The 15,926-nt window shown below is 70.4% G+C and carries 11 protein-coding genes; 10 read left to right on the top strand and 1 reads right to left on the bottom strand.

Annotated features, from left to right (window positions below; translation table 11 throughout):
* The first annotated feature begins 104 nt into the window (after positions 1-104).
* Genes dpgA through KFLA_RS20520 form a run of 4 tightly spaced genes read left to right on the top strand, consistent with a single transcriptional unit; the run spans position 105 to position 4,332 of the window.
* On the top strand, positions 105-1,166 hold the full coding sequence (dpgA, locus tag KFLA_RS20535; RefSeq protein WP_012921733.1) for a 3,5-dihydroxyphenylacetyl-CoA synthase DpgA: 1,062 nt from the start codon (positions 105-107) through the stop codon (positions 1,164-1,166).
* A gap of 24 nt (positions 1,167-1,190) precedes the next feature.
* Positions 1,191-1,880, top strand: coding sequence for an enoyl-CoA-hydratase DpgB (gene dpgB, locus KFLA_RS20530; protein WP_012921732.1), 690 nt, complete (start codon positions 1,191-1,193; stop codon positions 1,878-1,880).
* The gene (locus KFLA_RS20525) at positions 1,877-3,064 is read left to right on the top strand and encodes an enoyl-CoA hydratase/isomerase family protein (RefSeq protein WP_012921731.1); all 1,188 of its coding nucleotides are present in this window, start codon (positions 1,877-1,879) and stop codon (positions 3,062-3,064) included. Before dpgB ends, KFLA_RS20525 begins: the two co-directional genes overlap by 4 nt.
* Entirely contained in the window at positions 3,061-4,332 is a 1,272-nt protein-coding gene (locus tag KFLA_RS20520) for an aminotransferase-like domain-containing protein (RefSeq protein WP_012921730.1), read from the top strand. The genes KFLA_RS20525 and KFLA_RS20520 overlap by 4 nt, the downstream gene beginning before the upstream one ends.
* Positions 4,333-4,337: 5 nt before the next feature.
* On the opposite strand, the gene KFLA_RS20515 is transcribed toward KFLA_RS20520, so the two are convergent.
* Positions 4,338-5,639 (bottom strand): acyl-CoA thioesterase/BAAT N-terminal domain-containing protein, encoded by a 1,302-nt coding sequence (locus KFLA_RS20515; RefSeq protein WP_012921729.1) that lies wholly within the window; start codon positions 5,637-5,639, stop codon positions 4,338-4,340.
* Between the two features lie 74 nt (positions 5,640-5,713).
* Here KFLA_RS20515 and KFLA_RS20510 point away from each other — a divergent pair, with 74 nt between their 5' ends.
* The 6 genes from KFLA_RS20510 to KFLA_RS20485 are packed head-to-tail and all read left to right on the top strand — an operon-like array spanning position 5,714 to position 15,925.
* Positions 5,714-6,391 (top strand): hypothetical protein, encoded by a 678-nt coding sequence (locus tag KFLA_RS20510; RefSeq protein WP_012921728.1) that lies wholly within the window; start codon positions 5,714-5,716, stop codon positions 6,389-6,391.
* Complete coding sequence (locus KFLA_RS20505) at positions 6,388-7,392, top strand: BtrH N-terminal domain-containing protein (RefSeq protein ID WP_012921727.1); 1,005 nt, start codon at positions 6,388-6,390, stop codon at positions 7,390-7,392. Before KFLA_RS20510 ends, KFLA_RS20505 begins: the two co-directional genes overlap by 4 nt.
* Positions 7,389-10,586, top strand: a complete 3,198-nt coding sequence (locus KFLA_RS20500) for a non-ribosomal peptide synthetase (RefSeq protein WP_012921726.1) — start codon at positions 7,389-7,391, stop codon at positions 10,584-10,586. Before KFLA_RS20505 ends, KFLA_RS20500 begins: the two co-directional genes overlap by 4 nt.
* Positions 10,583-11,764, top strand: a complete 1,182-nt coding sequence (locus KFLA_RS20495; protein WP_012921725.1) for an acyl-CoA dehydrogenase family protein — start codon at positions 10,583-10,585, stop codon at positions 11,762-11,764. Before KFLA_RS20500 ends, KFLA_RS20495 begins: the two co-directional genes overlap by 4 nt.
* The gene (locus KFLA_RS20490) at positions 11,761-12,897 is read left to right on the top strand and encodes an acyl-CoA dehydrogenase family protein (protein ID WP_012921724.1); all 1,137 of its coding nucleotides are present in this window, start codon (positions 11,761-11,763) and stop codon (positions 12,895-12,897) included. The genes KFLA_RS20495 and KFLA_RS20490 overlap by 4 nt, the downstream gene beginning before the upstream one ends.
* A 16-nt stretch (positions 12,898-12,913) precedes the next feature.
* Complete coding sequence (locus KFLA_RS20485; protein WP_012921723.1) at positions 12,914-15,925, top strand: non-ribosomal peptide synthetase; 3,012 nt, start codon at positions 12,914-12,916, stop codon at positions 15,923-15,925.
* The last annotated feature ends 1 nt before the right edge of the window (position 15,926 follow it).

Genomic DNA, 15,926 nt, shown 5'->3' with positions numbered 1-15,926 from the left:
ACGAAACGTGGCCTTGCCGGTCAAGTGTGACCTTAGGATCCGTGACTTTTGTTGTCATATACAGTAACAATAGTTGTGACATCCGAGCTGTGCAAAGGGGTGACATGGTCACGAACACGGTGCAGGTGGTCGGAGTGGGCACCGCGAACCAGCCGACGTCCTACTCGCAGACCGACGTCCTGGACCGGTACGGCATCACCGACGGCAGGATCCGCGGTGTCTTCCTGAACGGCGGTATCGAGCGCCGCTCGCTGCACCTGCCCGCCGACGGCGTGGACGGCAGGCCACAGACCGAGACCCAGGCCGAACTGCTGGCCAAGCACCGGTCCGACGGGGTCGCGATGGGCGTCGAGGCGCTGGGACGGGCGCTGGAACGGGCCGGTGCCGGGCTCGACGACGTCCGCTACCTGTGTTGCGTCTCGTCGTCGGGCTGGCTGACCCCCGGCCTGAGCGCGCTGATCTGCCGTGAGCTGGATCTCGCCTGGGACGTCGGCCGTCTCGACGTCGTCGGGATGGGATGCAACGCCGGGCTGAACGCGCTGTCCGCGGTGACCGGCCGTGCGGTGCAGCGCCCGGGTGAGATCGCGATCCTGCTGTGCGTCGAGGTCTGCTCGGCCGCGTACGTCTTCGACTCGACGATCCGCTCGGCGGTGGTCAACAGCCTGTTCGGCGACGGCGCGGCGGCGCTGGCCGTGGTCGCCGACGCGGAGCCCGGGCCGCAGGCCGGCCCCCGGGTGCTGAAGTACAGCAGTTGCCTGATCCCGGACTCGCTCGCGGCGATGCGTTACGACTGGGACAGCGACCATGGCAAGTTCAGCTTCTTCCTGGACCCGCAGGTGCCGTACGTCGTCGGCGCGCACGCCGGCCAGGTGGTCGACCGGCTGCTCGCGGACACCGGCCTGGACCGTCGCGACATCGACCACTGGGTGGTGCACTCGGGCGGCAAGAAGGTGATCGACTCGGTCAAGATCAACCTGGGCCTGACCACGCACGACCTCCGGCACACGAGCGGCGTACTGCGCGACCACGGCAACCTGTCGAGTGGTTCGTTCCTGTTCTCCTTCGAGCGGCTTCTCGACGAAGCCGTCGCCCGACCGGGCGATCACGGCGTTCTGATGACGATGGGGCCCGGCTCCACCATCGAGAGCGCCCTCATCCGCTGGTGACGCGACGATTGTGAGGTAACAACGATGGCAGGACACGGTACGGGCCTGATCAGTATCGGCAGTGCAAGCGCCCTCGACGACGATCTGCTGGCCGCCGTCGAGCAAGCCACCGCCACCGCCGAGAGCGGCGACGGTGTGGTGCTCGAGCTCCACCCTGGCGGTGGCCACCAGACGTGGCCGGGCGATGTCGCGATCACCGCGGTCAACCGGTGGGAGCGCGCGCTGCGGCGCCTGGAGCGAGTGCCGGCGCCGGTGGTCGCAGTGGCATCCGGAAGATGCACGGGGCCTGCGGCCGAGGTGCTGCTCATCGCGGACTTCCGCATCGTCACCCGGGACTTCGTCTTCGCTCTCGGCGCGAACGGCGGGGCCTGGCCGGGCGCCGTACTGCATCGCGTTGCCTGTCAGTTGGGCGTGGCGAGAGCGAGGCAGCTCGCTTTGTGGCGGCAGCCGCTGACCGCGAGCAAGGCCATGGCGCTGGGCCTCGTCGACGAACTGGCGGACGATCTCCGGCTGGCACTGCGCCGCGCCGAGCAGCTGCTCGACGGGATCGAACCCGGGGGCGGCGAGGACTTCGCGGTCGTGCGCCGGCTGCTGCTCGATGCTCCGGCGACAAGTGTCGACGAGGCGCTCGGATCGCATCTCGCCGCCGCGGACCGCCTGCTGCGCCGCCCGAAGGCGGAGCCCGTCGTGAGCACGTCGGGAGCCGCGCTGTGACCAGCTCGGAGTCGTCCGTCCTGCCGCGACGGATCGGCAGCCGAGCGGCCCGCCACGCATTTCTGGCCGACCGGGCCGAGCGGATCTACGACGAGGTCACCGACGGGTACCGCCGACGGATGTTCCTGGACGAGATCGTCTACACGGTCGCCGAGCTGTGGCCGGGCCTGGCCCCGACCCGCGAGGAGATCGCAGCCGAGCGAACCCGGCGGCAAGGCGACAAGGAGGGCCACGAGGTCGACCAGGGCATCCTGCTGAGTCACCTGCTGGCCGACAGGCGTGCCGGGACCCACCTGCTGGAGTCCCAGTTGCAGCCGAGCGAACCGGCCCGCCGGTTGTTGCCGGAGTTCAGGACCCGGGGCGAGGTGCAACTGGAGACCGTGCACCTCGAGCGGTGGGACGGGGTCGCGTACCTGACGATCGGCAACCATGAGTTCCTGAACGCCGAGGACGACCGGCTCGGCCGGGACATGGAGACGGCGATCGATCTGGTGCTGCTCGACGAGGAGGTCGAGGTCGGCGTCGTCCGGGGCGGGGTGATGCTGCACGAGCGGTACGCCGGCCGGCGGGTCTTCAGCGCCGGCATCAACCTCACCCACCTCTACCACGGCCAGATCTCGTTCGTGAACTTCGTACTCGGCCGCGAGGTCGGTTACCTGAACAAGATCTTCCGGGGCCTCCTGGTCGGCGGCGAACCGGTGGAGAAGCCCTGGATCGCGGCGGTGGACAGCTTCGCGATCGGCGGCGGGTTCCAGCTGCTGCTCGTGTTCGACCACGTCATCGCCTGCGACGACAGCTACGTCAGCCTGCCGGCGCTCCGGGAGGGCATCATTCCCGGGATGGCCAATCTGCGGCTGACCCGGACCGTCGGGGCCAGGCAGGCCCGCCGGCTGCTGCTGGGCGGTGCCCGCCTTCCGGCCAACGGGCCCGATGCTTTGACCTGGTGCGACGAGGTGGTGCCGGCGGCTCAGATCGAGGAGTCGATCGCGGCGGCGGCGAAGCTGCTGCGGATGTCCGCGGTCACCGCCAACCGACGGATGGTCCGGCTGGCCGAAGAGCCACTGGAGACGTTCCGCCGGTACGCCGCGCCGTTCGCGCTCGAGCAGGTCCAGCGGATGTACAGCGCGGACGTGCTCCAGTCGCTCGAACGCGCGTGGATGCGCCGCCGGGCAGCGCGCCGATGAGTCGCCTGGCGCTCGCCGACCTGTCGGCGGCGGTGCTCGATCCACGCCTGGGCTCGATGACCTTCCTGAACGAGATCACCGCCCGCTATCCCGGGGCGATCTCGTTCGGTCCTGGTGCGCCGCACGACGAGGCGTTCGAGGCGGTCGACCCGGCCCGCCTCATGGCGGTCTTCGAGCGGCATCTCGCGGGCCGGGGGCTGGAGCCGGGGCAGATTCGCCGCCGGTTGCTCCAGTACGGACCGACGCGTGGACTGCTGGGCGAGATGATCGCGGCCTCGCTGCGGACGGACGAGGCAATCACCGTCGATCCGGACCAGGTGGTGGTGACGGTCGGGGCGCAGGAGGCACTGGTCGCAGTGCTCCGGGTGCTGCACGATCCGGCGCGCGGCGACGTCGTCGCAGTGACCGATCCCGGGTACGCCGGTGCTCACGGAGCCGCGAGGATCCTCGGTCTGGAGATGGTCGGCGTACCCGACGACGGACGGGGGCCGCACGCAGCTGCCTTGCGCACGGTGGTCACCGCGGCGGAGCGGATCGGGCGACGCGTGCGCAGCTTGGTCGTGGCGCCGGACTTCGCCAATCCCACCGGCGCGGAGATGTCGCTGGCGGCCCGGCTGGAGTTGCTGGCCGAGGCGGAACGGCTGGGCGTGCTGTTGCTCGAGGACACGACGTACCGCTTCACCGCGCCGCCCGGCGCCGAGATCGCGTCGCTGAAGGCTCTCGACCGGACCCAACAGGTCGTCCAGATCGGAACCTTCGCGAAGATCGGCGTCCCCGGTGCGCGACTCGGTTACGTGGTGGCTGACCAGAGCACCGACGCCGGCACGGCGCTCGCCGACCACGTCACGACGGTGAAAGGCGTGCTGACCGTCAACACCTCACCGATCGCGCAGGCGGTCATCGGTGGCTTGTTGCTGGAGCACGGTGGTTCGATGCGTCGTCTCGGGGACAGGAGGGCCGGGCTGTACCGTCGCAACCTGCGGGTGCTGCTGGAAGCGCTGCGCCGGCACCTCGGCGATCCGCACGGCGAGGACGTGAGCTGGAACGAGCCGGCCGGGGGGTTCTTCGTCCGCATGTCGGTGAACAAGCCGGCCGACGAAAAGCTGCTCCGCCGATCGGCCGAGGACTTCGGCGTGCTCTGGACGCCGATGCGGTACTTCAGCCTCGGCGACGGCGGAAACCGGCAGCTCCGGCTTGCCTGCAGCTCCCTCGATCCGGAGCAGATCGACGAAGGTGTGTCACGGCTGGCCAAAGTGGTCCGCGACTGACCAGGTCAGTCCGGCCGATGCGGGAGCTGCTCGGCGAAGAAGTCGATGATGCGTGGCCACAGGTCGGCCCGGGCCGCCGCATTGGCTGCCGCGCTGCCACCGGTGGCGAAGCGGACTCCGGGCCCACCGGTCACCAGGTCAGTGCTCGGTCCGTACGGCGGGGCCGCCACGAGATGACCGGCCTCGGGATAGTCCAGCTGCTGCCAGCTGCCGACGTGCCGTGCGATGGACGGTACTGTGCTGAGCCGGCCGCACGGCCACATTCGATCGTCGCCCGCTGTCGCGACCAGGACAGCGGCCCTCGTGCGCTGCAACGGGATCGCAGCAGCGGCCACTTGATCGGCGTCGGCGAGGCCGTCGTCGTACGCCAGTGCGAGGTCGACGGGCTCCCGGGCCTCGATCTGCTCGCGCATCCGGGGCGTGACCTGTTGCGGGACGAACGGGAGCGTCTGGCCGCCGAGCGTCCAGGACGGCTCGCCGGCGGCCAGAATCGTGTCCAGCTGGTCGAACGCCGGAATTCCCTGCGTCATGACGGCTGACCCCACCACGCTGACAACCGCTCGCACCCGTTCGTCGGCGCACGCCGTCAGCAGGGCCGCTTCACCGCCACGTGAGGCGCCGAGCACGCCGACACCGCCCGGCAGCACACTGCGGCAGGCCGTCAGGAACGTGATCGCGTCCCGGAAGTACTCGAGTGGGATCGACACCAGGCCACGGGGGAGGCCGCGCCGACCGAAGTAGGCGAGGGCCAGAACGGTGAACCCCCGGGCAGCGAGCAGGGCGGCGTCGAGCTCGTGCAGACCTCCCTCGGAGCCGCCCAGCACGAGAATGCCGGGCCGCGGACCGTCGTCGCCGCGCCAGAACAGGGTGCCGACCAGTCCTCGGCCGGAAACAGTCGCTCGCCGGACGCCGTCGGGCCATCGATGGCGCTGGACCACGGCGCTCGCGCTGAACCGGCCGCCAGCTGCTGGGACGGTCGCCTCGACAGAGAGGGTCAGTTCGGCGGGTGGGAGCAGCCGTCGATCGCGCTCCGCACCGCGCGGCTTGCGTCCACGGGTCATCGACCACACGAGCCCCATCGGGTCCGCGCCGGCGTACCCGGCGATCGGAGCGTCCGTCGACAGGTCGAGCTCGCCGGACGGGCCCGCCACGAAGGTGGCGCTGCTCGTCCACGGCCGCGCCGTCTGGTCGGGCTGGGTCGCGGTCAGCACCGTCTCGGCGCCGGGCGGCAGGCCGTTGACCCGGATCTGCAACGGCGTGTCCAGGCTCGGGGCGGCCGGTGTCAGGACGATTTCGGGTTTTGTCATCGGATTCCTCTCGTGCACAACACGACAACTATAGTAATGTCCTTGGTGACTACAGTTGATGCGGAGGGGTTGTTGTGCTCCAACACTCGAACGAGGCGCCGCTGTCGATGGTCGCGGTGCGACCTTACTCCGGACCGGTCACGGTCGGCCCGGACTCCGTGACGGAGCCACCGCCGGAGTCGCCGCACGTCGGCTGCCGCCCGGTCGACCTGGCGCCGCACCGCAACAACGTCGGCTCGACGCCGGCGTCCGGCACCAGGAACGGTGCCTTCAACATCTGGGGAAACTCGTTCCCGGCCGAGGAGCTGCCGCCACCTGGGCTGTGCGCCGTCGACCAGGTGGTCTACGACTTTCCGCCGACGGAGCCCGGGACCGCCGACAACGTACGAGCCGCGGGTCAGTTCGTCGAGGTCCCCGCCGGCCGCTACGACTGGCTGTACGTGCTGGGAGCGGCCGAGCGCCGGGTCGAGGACGAACTGGCGTTCCACTTCGCCGACGGAGCCGTCGACTTCGAACAGCTGCGGCTCTCGGACTTCTGGGCGGCGCCGGCCTGGTTCGGCGAGACCCAGGTCCGGGCGACCCGCAGCATGCACTACCCGTTCCACGTCCAGGCCGGGGTCCCGGCGATGCTGTGGAGCCAGCGGGTCCCGGTGACCCGCCGATCCGTCCTGTCCGCGGTGCGGTTGCCACGCAATCCCGCCGTACACCTGTTCGCTGCGACGCTGGTGCTGTCCGGTGGTGAGCAACGATGACCTCGCGACCCGCTCTCGAGCAGTGGTACCGCGATCCGGTCAGCTGCCTGCAGTCCACGGTGGCGACGCTACTGCTCGCCCAGGGACAGGAACCGCTGGAGGTTCTCGGGCTGGGGTGGGGATTCCTGCACCTGCCGGGCGACGTCCGTGCGGAGGAGTTCTACTGGCCGACCCGCACACCGCAGGACCCGATCGCCGGAATCCTCACCCACCATCCGGTGACGTCGCGCTGGCGCGCGGCGGAGACGGACCGGCCACTGGACGACCTGCGGGCGGTGCTGGCCGCGGGCAGGCTCCCGGTCGTTGCTGTAGACAACTTCCATCTGCCGTTCCGGCCGGCCTACCACGATGTGCACTCGGCGCACCTGCTGGTCATCTCCGCGATCGACGAGCAGCGCGACCTGGTCCGGGTCAGCGATGCGATGCCGCCGGCGTACCAGGGTGCGCTGGCCATTCCGGACCTGCTGACGGCCTGGACGTCGCCGAATCCGCGGGAGCAGGAGGCGTTCTTCTCCGGTGCGCAGATTCGTGGTCGCTGGCTCGACATCGACCTGGGTGGCCCGTACCCGCCACTGGACCATGGCCGGCTGCGGATCGCGCTGAGGACCAACGCGGACACCTTCGCCGCGACCGCAGATCCACGGGCGGGCCTGGCCGGCCTGGCGGCGTTCAGCGAGGAACTGGTCGCCGCGGCCGACGCAGGCAACGGCGCTGTCCTCGAGGAGGCCTACACGTTCGGGTGGGGCATGCAGGCGCAGAGTGCGGTCCACGGCGAGCTGCTGCGTGACTGTGCGGTGTCCTGGAAGTCGCCCGGACTGGCTGAGGCGGGTCGGAAGGTCGAGCAGGTCGCGCATGCGTGGACACCTGTGCGGGTGGCCTCGGCGTACGGGCGCGTCTCGCCGCAGGACTGGATCGTCGAGCTCGAACGCCACACCCGGCGGTTGCAGACCGCCTACCGCGACGCCCTGGCCACCATCGACGAGGCACTGGAGGAGCTGTGACCATCTCGGTAGAAGCCCCGGAAAGCCGGCTCCGGGTGCGGATCGACCGGCTTCCGGCCGATCGCCGCGAACGGTTCCTGGAGGTGCTCCGGGGTGGACGCCCCGGACTGGTCCCGGCCGGCTCGGTCACGCCTTCGCCGTTGCAGGCTGCTCTGCTCGGCTCGGACCGGCCCGTCGCGGTCAGCGCGTTCGCGCTGCGACTCGGCGGCGAACTCGATCAGGACGCGCTCTGCCAAGCCTGGTCGGCCGTCGTGCAGAACCACGATGCCCTGCGGCTGCAAATCACTCCGGAACTCATGCTGGAGGCTGCCGGGGACAGTGAGCCGCAGCTGGAACTCGTTGCCTGCAGCAACGCGACCGAGGCGATCGACGACTTCCTCTCGGAATCAGTGGGACCAGGTGCGCGAGCGCGGCTGCTGGTGGTGTCCCCGACGGAGCAGGTACTGCTCTTCTCCGCGAGCCAGGTGCTGGTCGATCGGCCGGCGCTGCAGGTCGTTCTGGACGACCTGCTCGGACGGCTCGGACCGGCAGAAGCCGTTCCGGACGGTCTTTCCGCCGTGGCGCACGCACGGCGGACCGCCGCTCAGTTGACGTTGCGACGACGGGAGGAGCTGGTGGCCACCTGGGCCTCGCGACTGGCCGACCGCTCTGCGCTCGCGCTCGACCTGGGTGAGAGCGGTGGTTCGGAACCGATCTGGCGACGTGCGTCGGCGCCGCTCTCCCCGGCGGCTGCCACGGCACTGGAGACGCTCGCGACGAAGTGGGCTGTGCAGCCCGCCACGATCGTGCTGGGCGCGTTCGCGGAGCTGCTCCGCCGGTACGGCGGATCTCGCCACGGCCTGATCGGTGTGGTCTCCGACGGCCGGGAGCAGGCGCAGCTGCGACTGGTGGGCAGCCTCGCCGACACGCTGCCGCTCCCACTGGATCTCGAGCCGGCCATGACTCCGGCCGATCTGGTCCGGCACGTCGCCGAGAACCTCGTCGCGGCCGAGGGAGCCGCCGCCCTGCCGGCACCGGCCGATGCGGTCGGCGCGGAGCCGATGCAGATCGTCTTCGACCCGACGCCCGGGCTGCACGTGGCACAGCTGCCCGGAATCGCCGCCGAGATCCTCCCGGTGCCGCTGGACCGGAGCGCGGCCGGCCACCTGCGGCTGCTGTTCCCCGGCGACGGGCACCTCCTGATCGAGCACCGCACCGACGTCATCGGTCAGGACACCGCGGACGAACTGCTGCTGCGGCTGTCGCACCTGATCGCCCAGTTCGTCGACGCCGGCAGCATCGGCGAACTGCGGACGATGACCGCGGACGACGAAGCGAGTCTGATCCGTCGGGGCAGCGGACGGATCAGGTCGGTGCCGCCGGCCACGGTGCACGCGTGGTTCGCGGATCGTGCCGCCCGGACACCGGAGGCGATCGCGGTGACCGTCGCCGGCGAGCAGTCGACGTACGGCGACCTCGACGCCGCAGCCAACAGGCTCGCCAGGGTGCTGCTCGATCGTGGCGTGTCCGAGGGCGACCTGGTCGCCGTCGACCTCTCGCGGGGGATAGCGCAAGTCACCGCACTGCTGGCGGTACTGAAGGCCGGAGCCGCCTTCCTGCCGCTCGATCCCAGCCATCCGGCGCAGCGGCGTTCCGCACTGCTGGAGGACGCCGCACCCGCCGCGGTGATCGGTAGCGCCGCCGGACTCGCTGAGCTCGACACCGTCGGCGGCCGCCTCAGCGTTGCTGTGGACGAGGTAGAGCTCGACACCGTGTCCGCGGAGGACCCGGGCTGTGCATCGGGCGACCTCGCCTACGTCATGTACACCTCGGGAAGCACCGGAACGCCGAAGGGCGTGCAGATCAGCCACCGCGCGGTGGTCCATTTCGTTGCCGCGGTATCGGACCTGTTCGGCCTCACCCCGGCCGACCGCGTCCTCGGGTACGCCGCTCCGACGTTCGACGTGTCGGTGTTCGAGACCTTCGCCGCCCTGCTGAACGGTGCCCGGCTGGTGGTCGCCACCCCGGACGAGCGTCTCGACCTGGATCTCCTGCACCGGCTGCTGCGGGACCACCGGGTCACGGTGACCGACCTGCCGCCCTCGGTGATGGCGCTGCTCGACCCGACGGAACTTCCGGAGCTCAGAGTCACCTTCGTCGGCGGTGAGGCGTTCCCCGGCGAGCTGGTCAATCGCTGGGCGCCCGGTCGGCGGTTCTTCAACGGCTACGGACCGACGGAGTGCACGGTGACGATGGTCGTGCACGAGTGTTTCGCCCCGGCGACCAGCTCTCCGCCGATCGGTCTGCCGATCGACAACCATGTCGCCCACGTGCTCGACGACGCCATGCGGCCGGTGCCGTACGGCGTACCCGGCGAACTGGTGATCGGTGGGGCAGGCCTGGCGCAGGGATACCTCGGCCGGCCGGAGCTGACCGCCGCGAAGTTCGTGGCAGATCCGTTCGGCACGGCCGGTGGACGGCTGTACCGGACCGGCGACCTGGTCCGCCGTCGACGGGACGGCGAGATCGTCTTCCTGGGACGGCTCGACCGTCAGCTCAAGATCCGCGGTGTCCGGATCGAGCCGGCCGAGGTCGAGGAGGCGCTCGCCGGTCTGCCGGACGTCACGCAGGCCGCCGTCGACGTTTGGGTCGACCCGGTCGGCCAGCGGCACCTCGTCGCCTGGGTCGCCCGGCCGGTCACCGGTGCGGACGAGCAGGAGCTTCGTCGGCTCCTCGGGCAGCGGCTACCGGCCGCGCTGGTACCGGACTTCGTCGTCCTCCTGGACCGGCTTCCGCTGACTGTCTCGGGCAAGGTGGACCGGGCCGCGCTGCCGGCGCCGCTGGTGGACGCCCTGGCGGACCCGGCCGCCGATCCGGAGCGAGCGCTGACGGAGACCGAGCGGATCCTGGCCGAGGAGCTGATCGGTCCGATGCTCGGCCGCGAGCAGATCCCCGTCGATGCGAACTTCTTCGCGATCGGTGGCAGCAGTCTGCAAGCAGCCCAGCTGATCTCCGCGATTCGGCGGCGGTTCGGGGTCGAGGCGGGCGTGGCCGACTTCTTCCGTGACGCCACGGTCTCCGGACTGTCGACCGTGGTCGATGCCGCCCGGGCCGAGCAGCTCGACGACGAAGCGTTGCTGGAGCTTGTCGAGGAAATGTCCGAGGAACAGGCCGAGCGCATCCTGCGTCTCGGCGACGCGGAGGTGGACCAGTGATCGAGTCGACGGCCGATCTGGCCACCGCGGTCCGTGCGGCGCTCACGGATCCTGTTGTGCAGGCCGAGTACGCCGCCCTGCGTGCCGCGGCCGCGGCCGGGTTGGCGACCGGCAGAGCGCCTGGGGCCTCCGAGCCCGACGCCCGCGGCCTCTACCGTGAGCTGGGCCGCCGACGGCTGCTCGCCCCGGGATGGCCGCAGGAGTTCGGCGGACGCGGAGCGGGTCACGTCGCGTCGGCCGCGGCTCTGGAGGAGCTCGTCCTGGCCGGGATGCCGGACACCCTGCACGTGTTGAGCATCCAGATCGTCGGATCGTTCCTGATGGAGGTCGGCAGCCCGGAGCAGAAGCACCGCGTGTTGCCGGCGCTCGCCTCCGGTGAGCGCTTCGCGACTGTGCTCTACACCGAGCCTGACTCCGGCTCCGACCTGGCCTCACTGACCGGAACGGCGCGCCGTGACGGCACAGGCTGGCGTCTCGACGCGGTCAAGGTCTTCGGGCTCAAGTCCGGCCAGAGTGACCTGGCGCTGTGCGCGCTGCGGACCGCCGACGGCGTCTCGAAGTACGACGGAATCAGCCTGTTCCTCGTCGACCTCGACGCGCCCGGTGTGCACCGGTCGACGATGCCGAGTCTGGGCGACGAACAGTTCGATCGGGTGGAGCTGGTCGATGTCCGGGTCGGCGCCGAGAGTCTGATCGGGCGCGAGGGGGACGGCTGGGCTCAGCTCAACCGCTGCCTGCCGCTGGAACGCACCGGCCTCGACTACTCGCTCAAGGCGCGGGCCTGGTACCGGGTCGCGGTCGGCGGTCTCGCTGCGTCCGCCTCGGTTTCCGATGCCCTTCTGGCGGAGGCCGGACGGTTCGGAGCGATGGCGGCCGCAGGCCGGCTGCTGACGTACGACGTACTCGGCGGACTCGACCGCGGTGTCACCGACGACGCGGGCGCCGCCGCCGCGAAGTTGTACACGAGTGAGGCGGCTCAGGAGATCGCCACCTGGGCGGCGCAGCTGTACCCGCCGGGCGCGGACGCGGACCTGCCACCGGACGCGATCGGCGACCTGGAGTCGGCTTTCCGCGAAGCTCCCGGACTGACCTTGGCCGCCGGTACCTCCCAGGTGATGCTCGAGATCGTCTCGAGCCTGACATCCGACCTCGAGCTCGAGACAGGAGATCTTCGATGAACCTGCCGTCGGACCCACTGATCGACCAGCTCGGCCGGAGTGTCCGCGAGACGATCCGGTCGACCGGGCCGGACCCGGTCCGGGACGAACCCTCCGATCTGCGAGAGGTCCGGTCACAACTGGAAGCGCACGCCACGACAGTGCTGAAAGCGGTGCTGGCCACCGAGCTCGAGCTGCCCGCCGAGGTCGGCGGGTTGGACCTGGGCCTCGAAGCCGGCACCGTGGTCGCCCAGGAGCTCGGCCGCGCCGGACTGCCCGACTGCTACAACGGACCTGGATTGCTGGCAGATCTCCTGGCCGTTCGGCGTGGACCGGGCGAGCTGCCGGGCGAGCTGATGAACCAGGGGACTCCGGTGGAAGTGTGCGGACTGACCGGTCCGGCCGCAGCCACCGCCGTACCGGCCGGCTGGCGGCTCGACGGCCGGGTCTGCGCCACGTCGTCCACGGCCTCGGCGATCTGCACGGCGGTTGCTTCTGGCAATGAGGTTTTGCTCGTCCTGCTCGACCAGCGAACGGTCGCTCAGCTGACCAGCCGGACCGCCGGTGGGGTCCGGACAATTGAGCTCGCGTCCGTCGAGGTCGACGACCGGCACGTCGTCGGAAGCCTCGGAACGGGCTGGCCCCTGTCCGACCCGGACGGTCTGCTCGCTCGGCTCCGGGTCCGGCACGCGGCGTGGCTGGTGGGCATCGGCTACGGTGCGCACGCGCGGGCGGCGACGTACGCGCAGCAACGCCGGCAGTTCGACCGGCCGCTACTCGCCAACCAGGGCGTCAGCTTCCCACTGGCCCGGGCTTGGGTGGCATTGCGAGCCGCCGAGCTCGCTGTACGCCGGATCGCGCGACTGGTCGACGACGGTGGCCTCCCGGACCCGCTGGCCGCCGGGCAGGCGCTCGGTCTCGCGCTCGAAGCCGCGACAGCATCCACTCGGACGGCGTTGCAGACCCACGGCGCCCGAGGGCTGACGGCGTGCGCCGATCTCGGCCGGTACTACCTGGCGATCCGCGACAGCGCGGCCCTGGCCGGCCCGCCCGCCACCCTGTGGTCCGAGCTCGGGCAGCGCGAACGCGACGACGCCGCTGCGCGTCGACACCACCCCGCCGACGACCACCTCGTCGCTTCCGCCATCAGCTGAGTCACCAGGAGTTCCGATGTCGTCCATGATTGTCGGTCCGACCCTCGAACACCACGACGCCCACACCGTCGTGGACCTCTTTCTCCGGCAGGTCGCCCAGCGGCCGGATGCACCGGCCGTCAGTCATCTCGGCCGGACGCTGAGCTATCACGAGCTCGACGTACTCAGCGCCGGACTGGCCGCTCGTCTGCTCGATGCGGGAGTCGAGCCGGGCGACCTGACGCCGTTCGTGCTCTCCACCGGTCTGGAGATCCCGGTCGCGATGCTGGCCACGATGCGGGTTCGTGCCGCGTTCGTGCCGATGGACGCCTGCTGGCCCGCCGCCCGGCTCGACCAGGTCCTCACGGCGATGTCGCCGAAGGTCGCGCTCGTCCGAGCCGGCGCGGGGAAGTCGCTGCCCGGCGCCGTGCTGGAGATCGACCTGACGGCGCCGGCCGGAGCCGACCGCCCGGCCGCGGTGGACCGGCTGCCAGGTCTCGACGACCTGATCTACGGCTTCTACACCTCGGGCTCGACCGGCATGCCCAAGTGCGCGCTGAACCTCCATCGTGGTGTGCGCAACCGCTTCGCGTACATGTCGCACCGGTTCGGGGCGACACCGGACGACGTCGTGCTGCAGAACAGCCCGCACGTGTTCGACTCCAGTGTCTGGCAGATGTTGTGGCCGCTGACGAAGGGCGCGCAGGTCGTCATCCCCGACCGGTCCGGGGTCGTCGACCTGCAGGACGTCGTGTCGACCATCGAGCGGCACGGGGTGACCATGACGGACTTCGTGCCGTCGGTCTTCAACGTGCTGGTGGAGCTGCTGGTCGCTCAGCCGCCGATGGTCCGGCAGCTGCGCTCGATGAGGCACCTCCTGATCGGCGGGGAGGAGATGCTCGCCGACCCGGTGCAGACGTTCCGCCGGCTGCTGCCGCACGTTCGCATCACCAACACCTACGGGCCGACCGAGGCATCCATCGGCATGGTCTTCCACGAGGTCCGCGACGTCGACGTCGAGCGCATCCCGATCGGTCTGCCGATCGCCAACACCTGCCTGGCGATCCTGGGAGCAGACCTGCAACCTGTCGAGCGTGGTGAAGTCGGTGACCTGTGGATCGGCGGGGAGTGCATCGGGGCCGGATATCTCGACGATCCGGAGCGGACGAACCTGGCGTTCGCCGACAACCACCTGCCCGGGCTGCCGACCGGCCGGCTGTACCGCACCGGCGATCGTGCGGTCGTCGGCGCGGACGGTCTGGTCGGCTTCCGCGGCCGCACCGACGACCAGGTCAAGGTCAACGGGATGCGGGTCGAGATCGGCGAGATCGAGGCCGCGCTGCGCGGGTGCCCCGGACTGACCGACGCCAGGGCGGCGGTGTACGTCGATCCGGCGGGACGGAACTGTCTGGCCGGCTTCGTGACCGGCCGGAACCCGATCGAGGCGGCGACGGTCCTCGATCACGCGCGCCGGTCGCTGCCCGCCGGTCTGGTGCCGTCGCGGATCATCCAGATCGAGGCGATGCCCCTGAACCAGAACGGCAAACTCGACCGCAACCAGTTGGCCGGCCTTGCTGCCGACTACCACCACACCGCGACGGCCGACGTCAGTGACCCGATCGCGATCGCGGTGCAGACGGCGTGGAACCGGTTCGTGCCGGGCGGGCCGGACGGCGACTTCTTCGCCGCCGGCGGTGACTCGCTGACCGCCGTACGCCTGACACTGCAGATCAACGAGAGGCTGGGAACCTCGCTCACCGTCCAGGATCTGGTGGCGGCGCCGACGATCGCGGCCCTGACCGAGCGGATCAGCTCGGGACCGGTTGCCGGTGAGGACCCTGAGGCGGACCTGCTGACCGCTGTAGCGGACGCCGTACTCAGCGGGGACGTACGGCCGGCCGGCGAGCCGGTGACGACCTGTGAGCAGATCTTCCTGACCGGTGCGACAGGCTTCATCGGCACGCACTTGCTGCACGGGTTGCTGCGCCACACCGACGGGATCGTGCACTGTCTGGTCCGTGCCGACGACGCGTCGACCGCACTCGACCGGATCCACGACAGCCTGCTGTTCTACCACCTCGACGCCACCGATCTCGACCGCGTGGTGCCCGTTGTCGGTGATCTCAGTCTGCCTCGGTTCGGTCTCGGACAGGAGGAGTGGGACCGGCTCGCCTCGGTCGTCGACGTCGTGGTGCACAACGGTGCGATGGTGAACCTGGTGCTCGGGTACCGGTCGCATCGCGCGGCCAACGTACTGGGGACCGCCGAGGTGCTCCGACTGGCCACGACCGGACGGCACAAGGCGCTTCACCACATCTCCAGCCTGAGCATGCTCGAGGCAACACCGGGCCGGCCGGAGTCGGCTCCGACACCATTGCCCCCCGCAACGAATGGGTACAGCCTGTCGAAATGGGCCGCCGAACGGCTGGTCGAACAGGCTGCCGACCGGGGACTCGCGGTGGCGGCCTACCGGCTCGGGGAAGTGATGCCGCACTCGGTGACCGGAGTGCCGTCCCCGAAGAGCCTGCCGGACCTGATCGTGCGCTGGAACGTCCGGCTGGGGCTGGCGTTCCGCAGTCCGATCGTGCTCGACTACACACCGATCGACCAGGTCACCACGTTGGTGACGACCGGGGTCCGCACCGGTGCGCGCGGGTGGTTCCACCTGGCACAGGCCGAGCCCATTCGGCTCGACGACCTGCTGGCCGAGTTCGCTGTGGAGTTCGGTCTCGAGTCGGTGCCGTACCGCGACTTCTGGCTCCGTCTGCAGGACCAGGCGCTGTCGGACGGCTTGGACGACGACATGGCGGCCTTGCTGGCGATGCTGCCGGCCGCCAGGCCCGACGTACCGGACCAGGTGCTGGACGAGAGTCTGAAGGACCTGTTCGGTGAGGCCGGCGCAGGTTGCTCGAGATCGCGCAGTCTCAGCTTGCTGACTGAGGCGGGCGTCCGGCTGGCCGCTGCTGACGCGGGTGTGCTGCGCCGCTACACCGCGCACTATCGGCGGGTACGTCGGGCGGCGCTTCGTTCCGAGCACGCCGTCGGCTGAC

Source organism: Kribbella flavida DSM 17836 (assembly GCF_000024345.1).
Classification (GTDB): Bacteria; Actinomycetota; Actinomycetes; order Propionibacteriales; family Kribbellaceae; genus Kribbella; species Kribbella flavida.
The sequence above is the reverse complement of the archived record's forward strand: the minus strand, read 5'-3'. Positions and strand labels throughout refer to the sequence as shown.

Bases quoted from the DNA above. Each gene is read 5' to 3' on its own strand.
- dpgA (WP_012921733.1), top strand. From the start codon at position 105: ATGGTCACGAACACGGTGCAGGTGGTCGGAGTGGGCACCGCGAACCAG.
- dpgB (WP_012921732.1), top strand. From the start codon at position 1,191: ATGGCAGGACACGGTACGGGCCTGATCAGTATCGGCAGTGCAAGCGCC.
- KFLA_RS20520 (WP_012921730.1), top strand. From the start codon at position 3,061: ATGAGTCGCCTGGCGCTCGCCGACCTGTCGGCGGCGGTGCTCGATCCA.
- KFLA_RS20515 (WP_012921729.1), bottom strand. From the start codon at position 5,639: ATGACAAAACCCGAAATCGTCCTGACACCGGCCGCCCCGAGCCTGGAC.
- KFLA_RS20505 (WP_012921727.1), top strand. From the start codon at position 6,388: ATGACCTCGCGACCCGCTCTCGAGCAGTGGTACCGCGATCCGGTCAGC.
- KFLA_RS20490 (WP_012921724.1), top strand. From the start codon at position 11,761: ATGAACCTGCCGTCGGACCCACTGATCGACCAGCTCGGCCGGAGTGTC.
- KFLA_RS20485 (WP_012921723.1), top strand. From the start codon at position 12,914: ATGTCGTCCATGATTGTCGGTCCGACCCTCGAACACCACGACGCCCAC.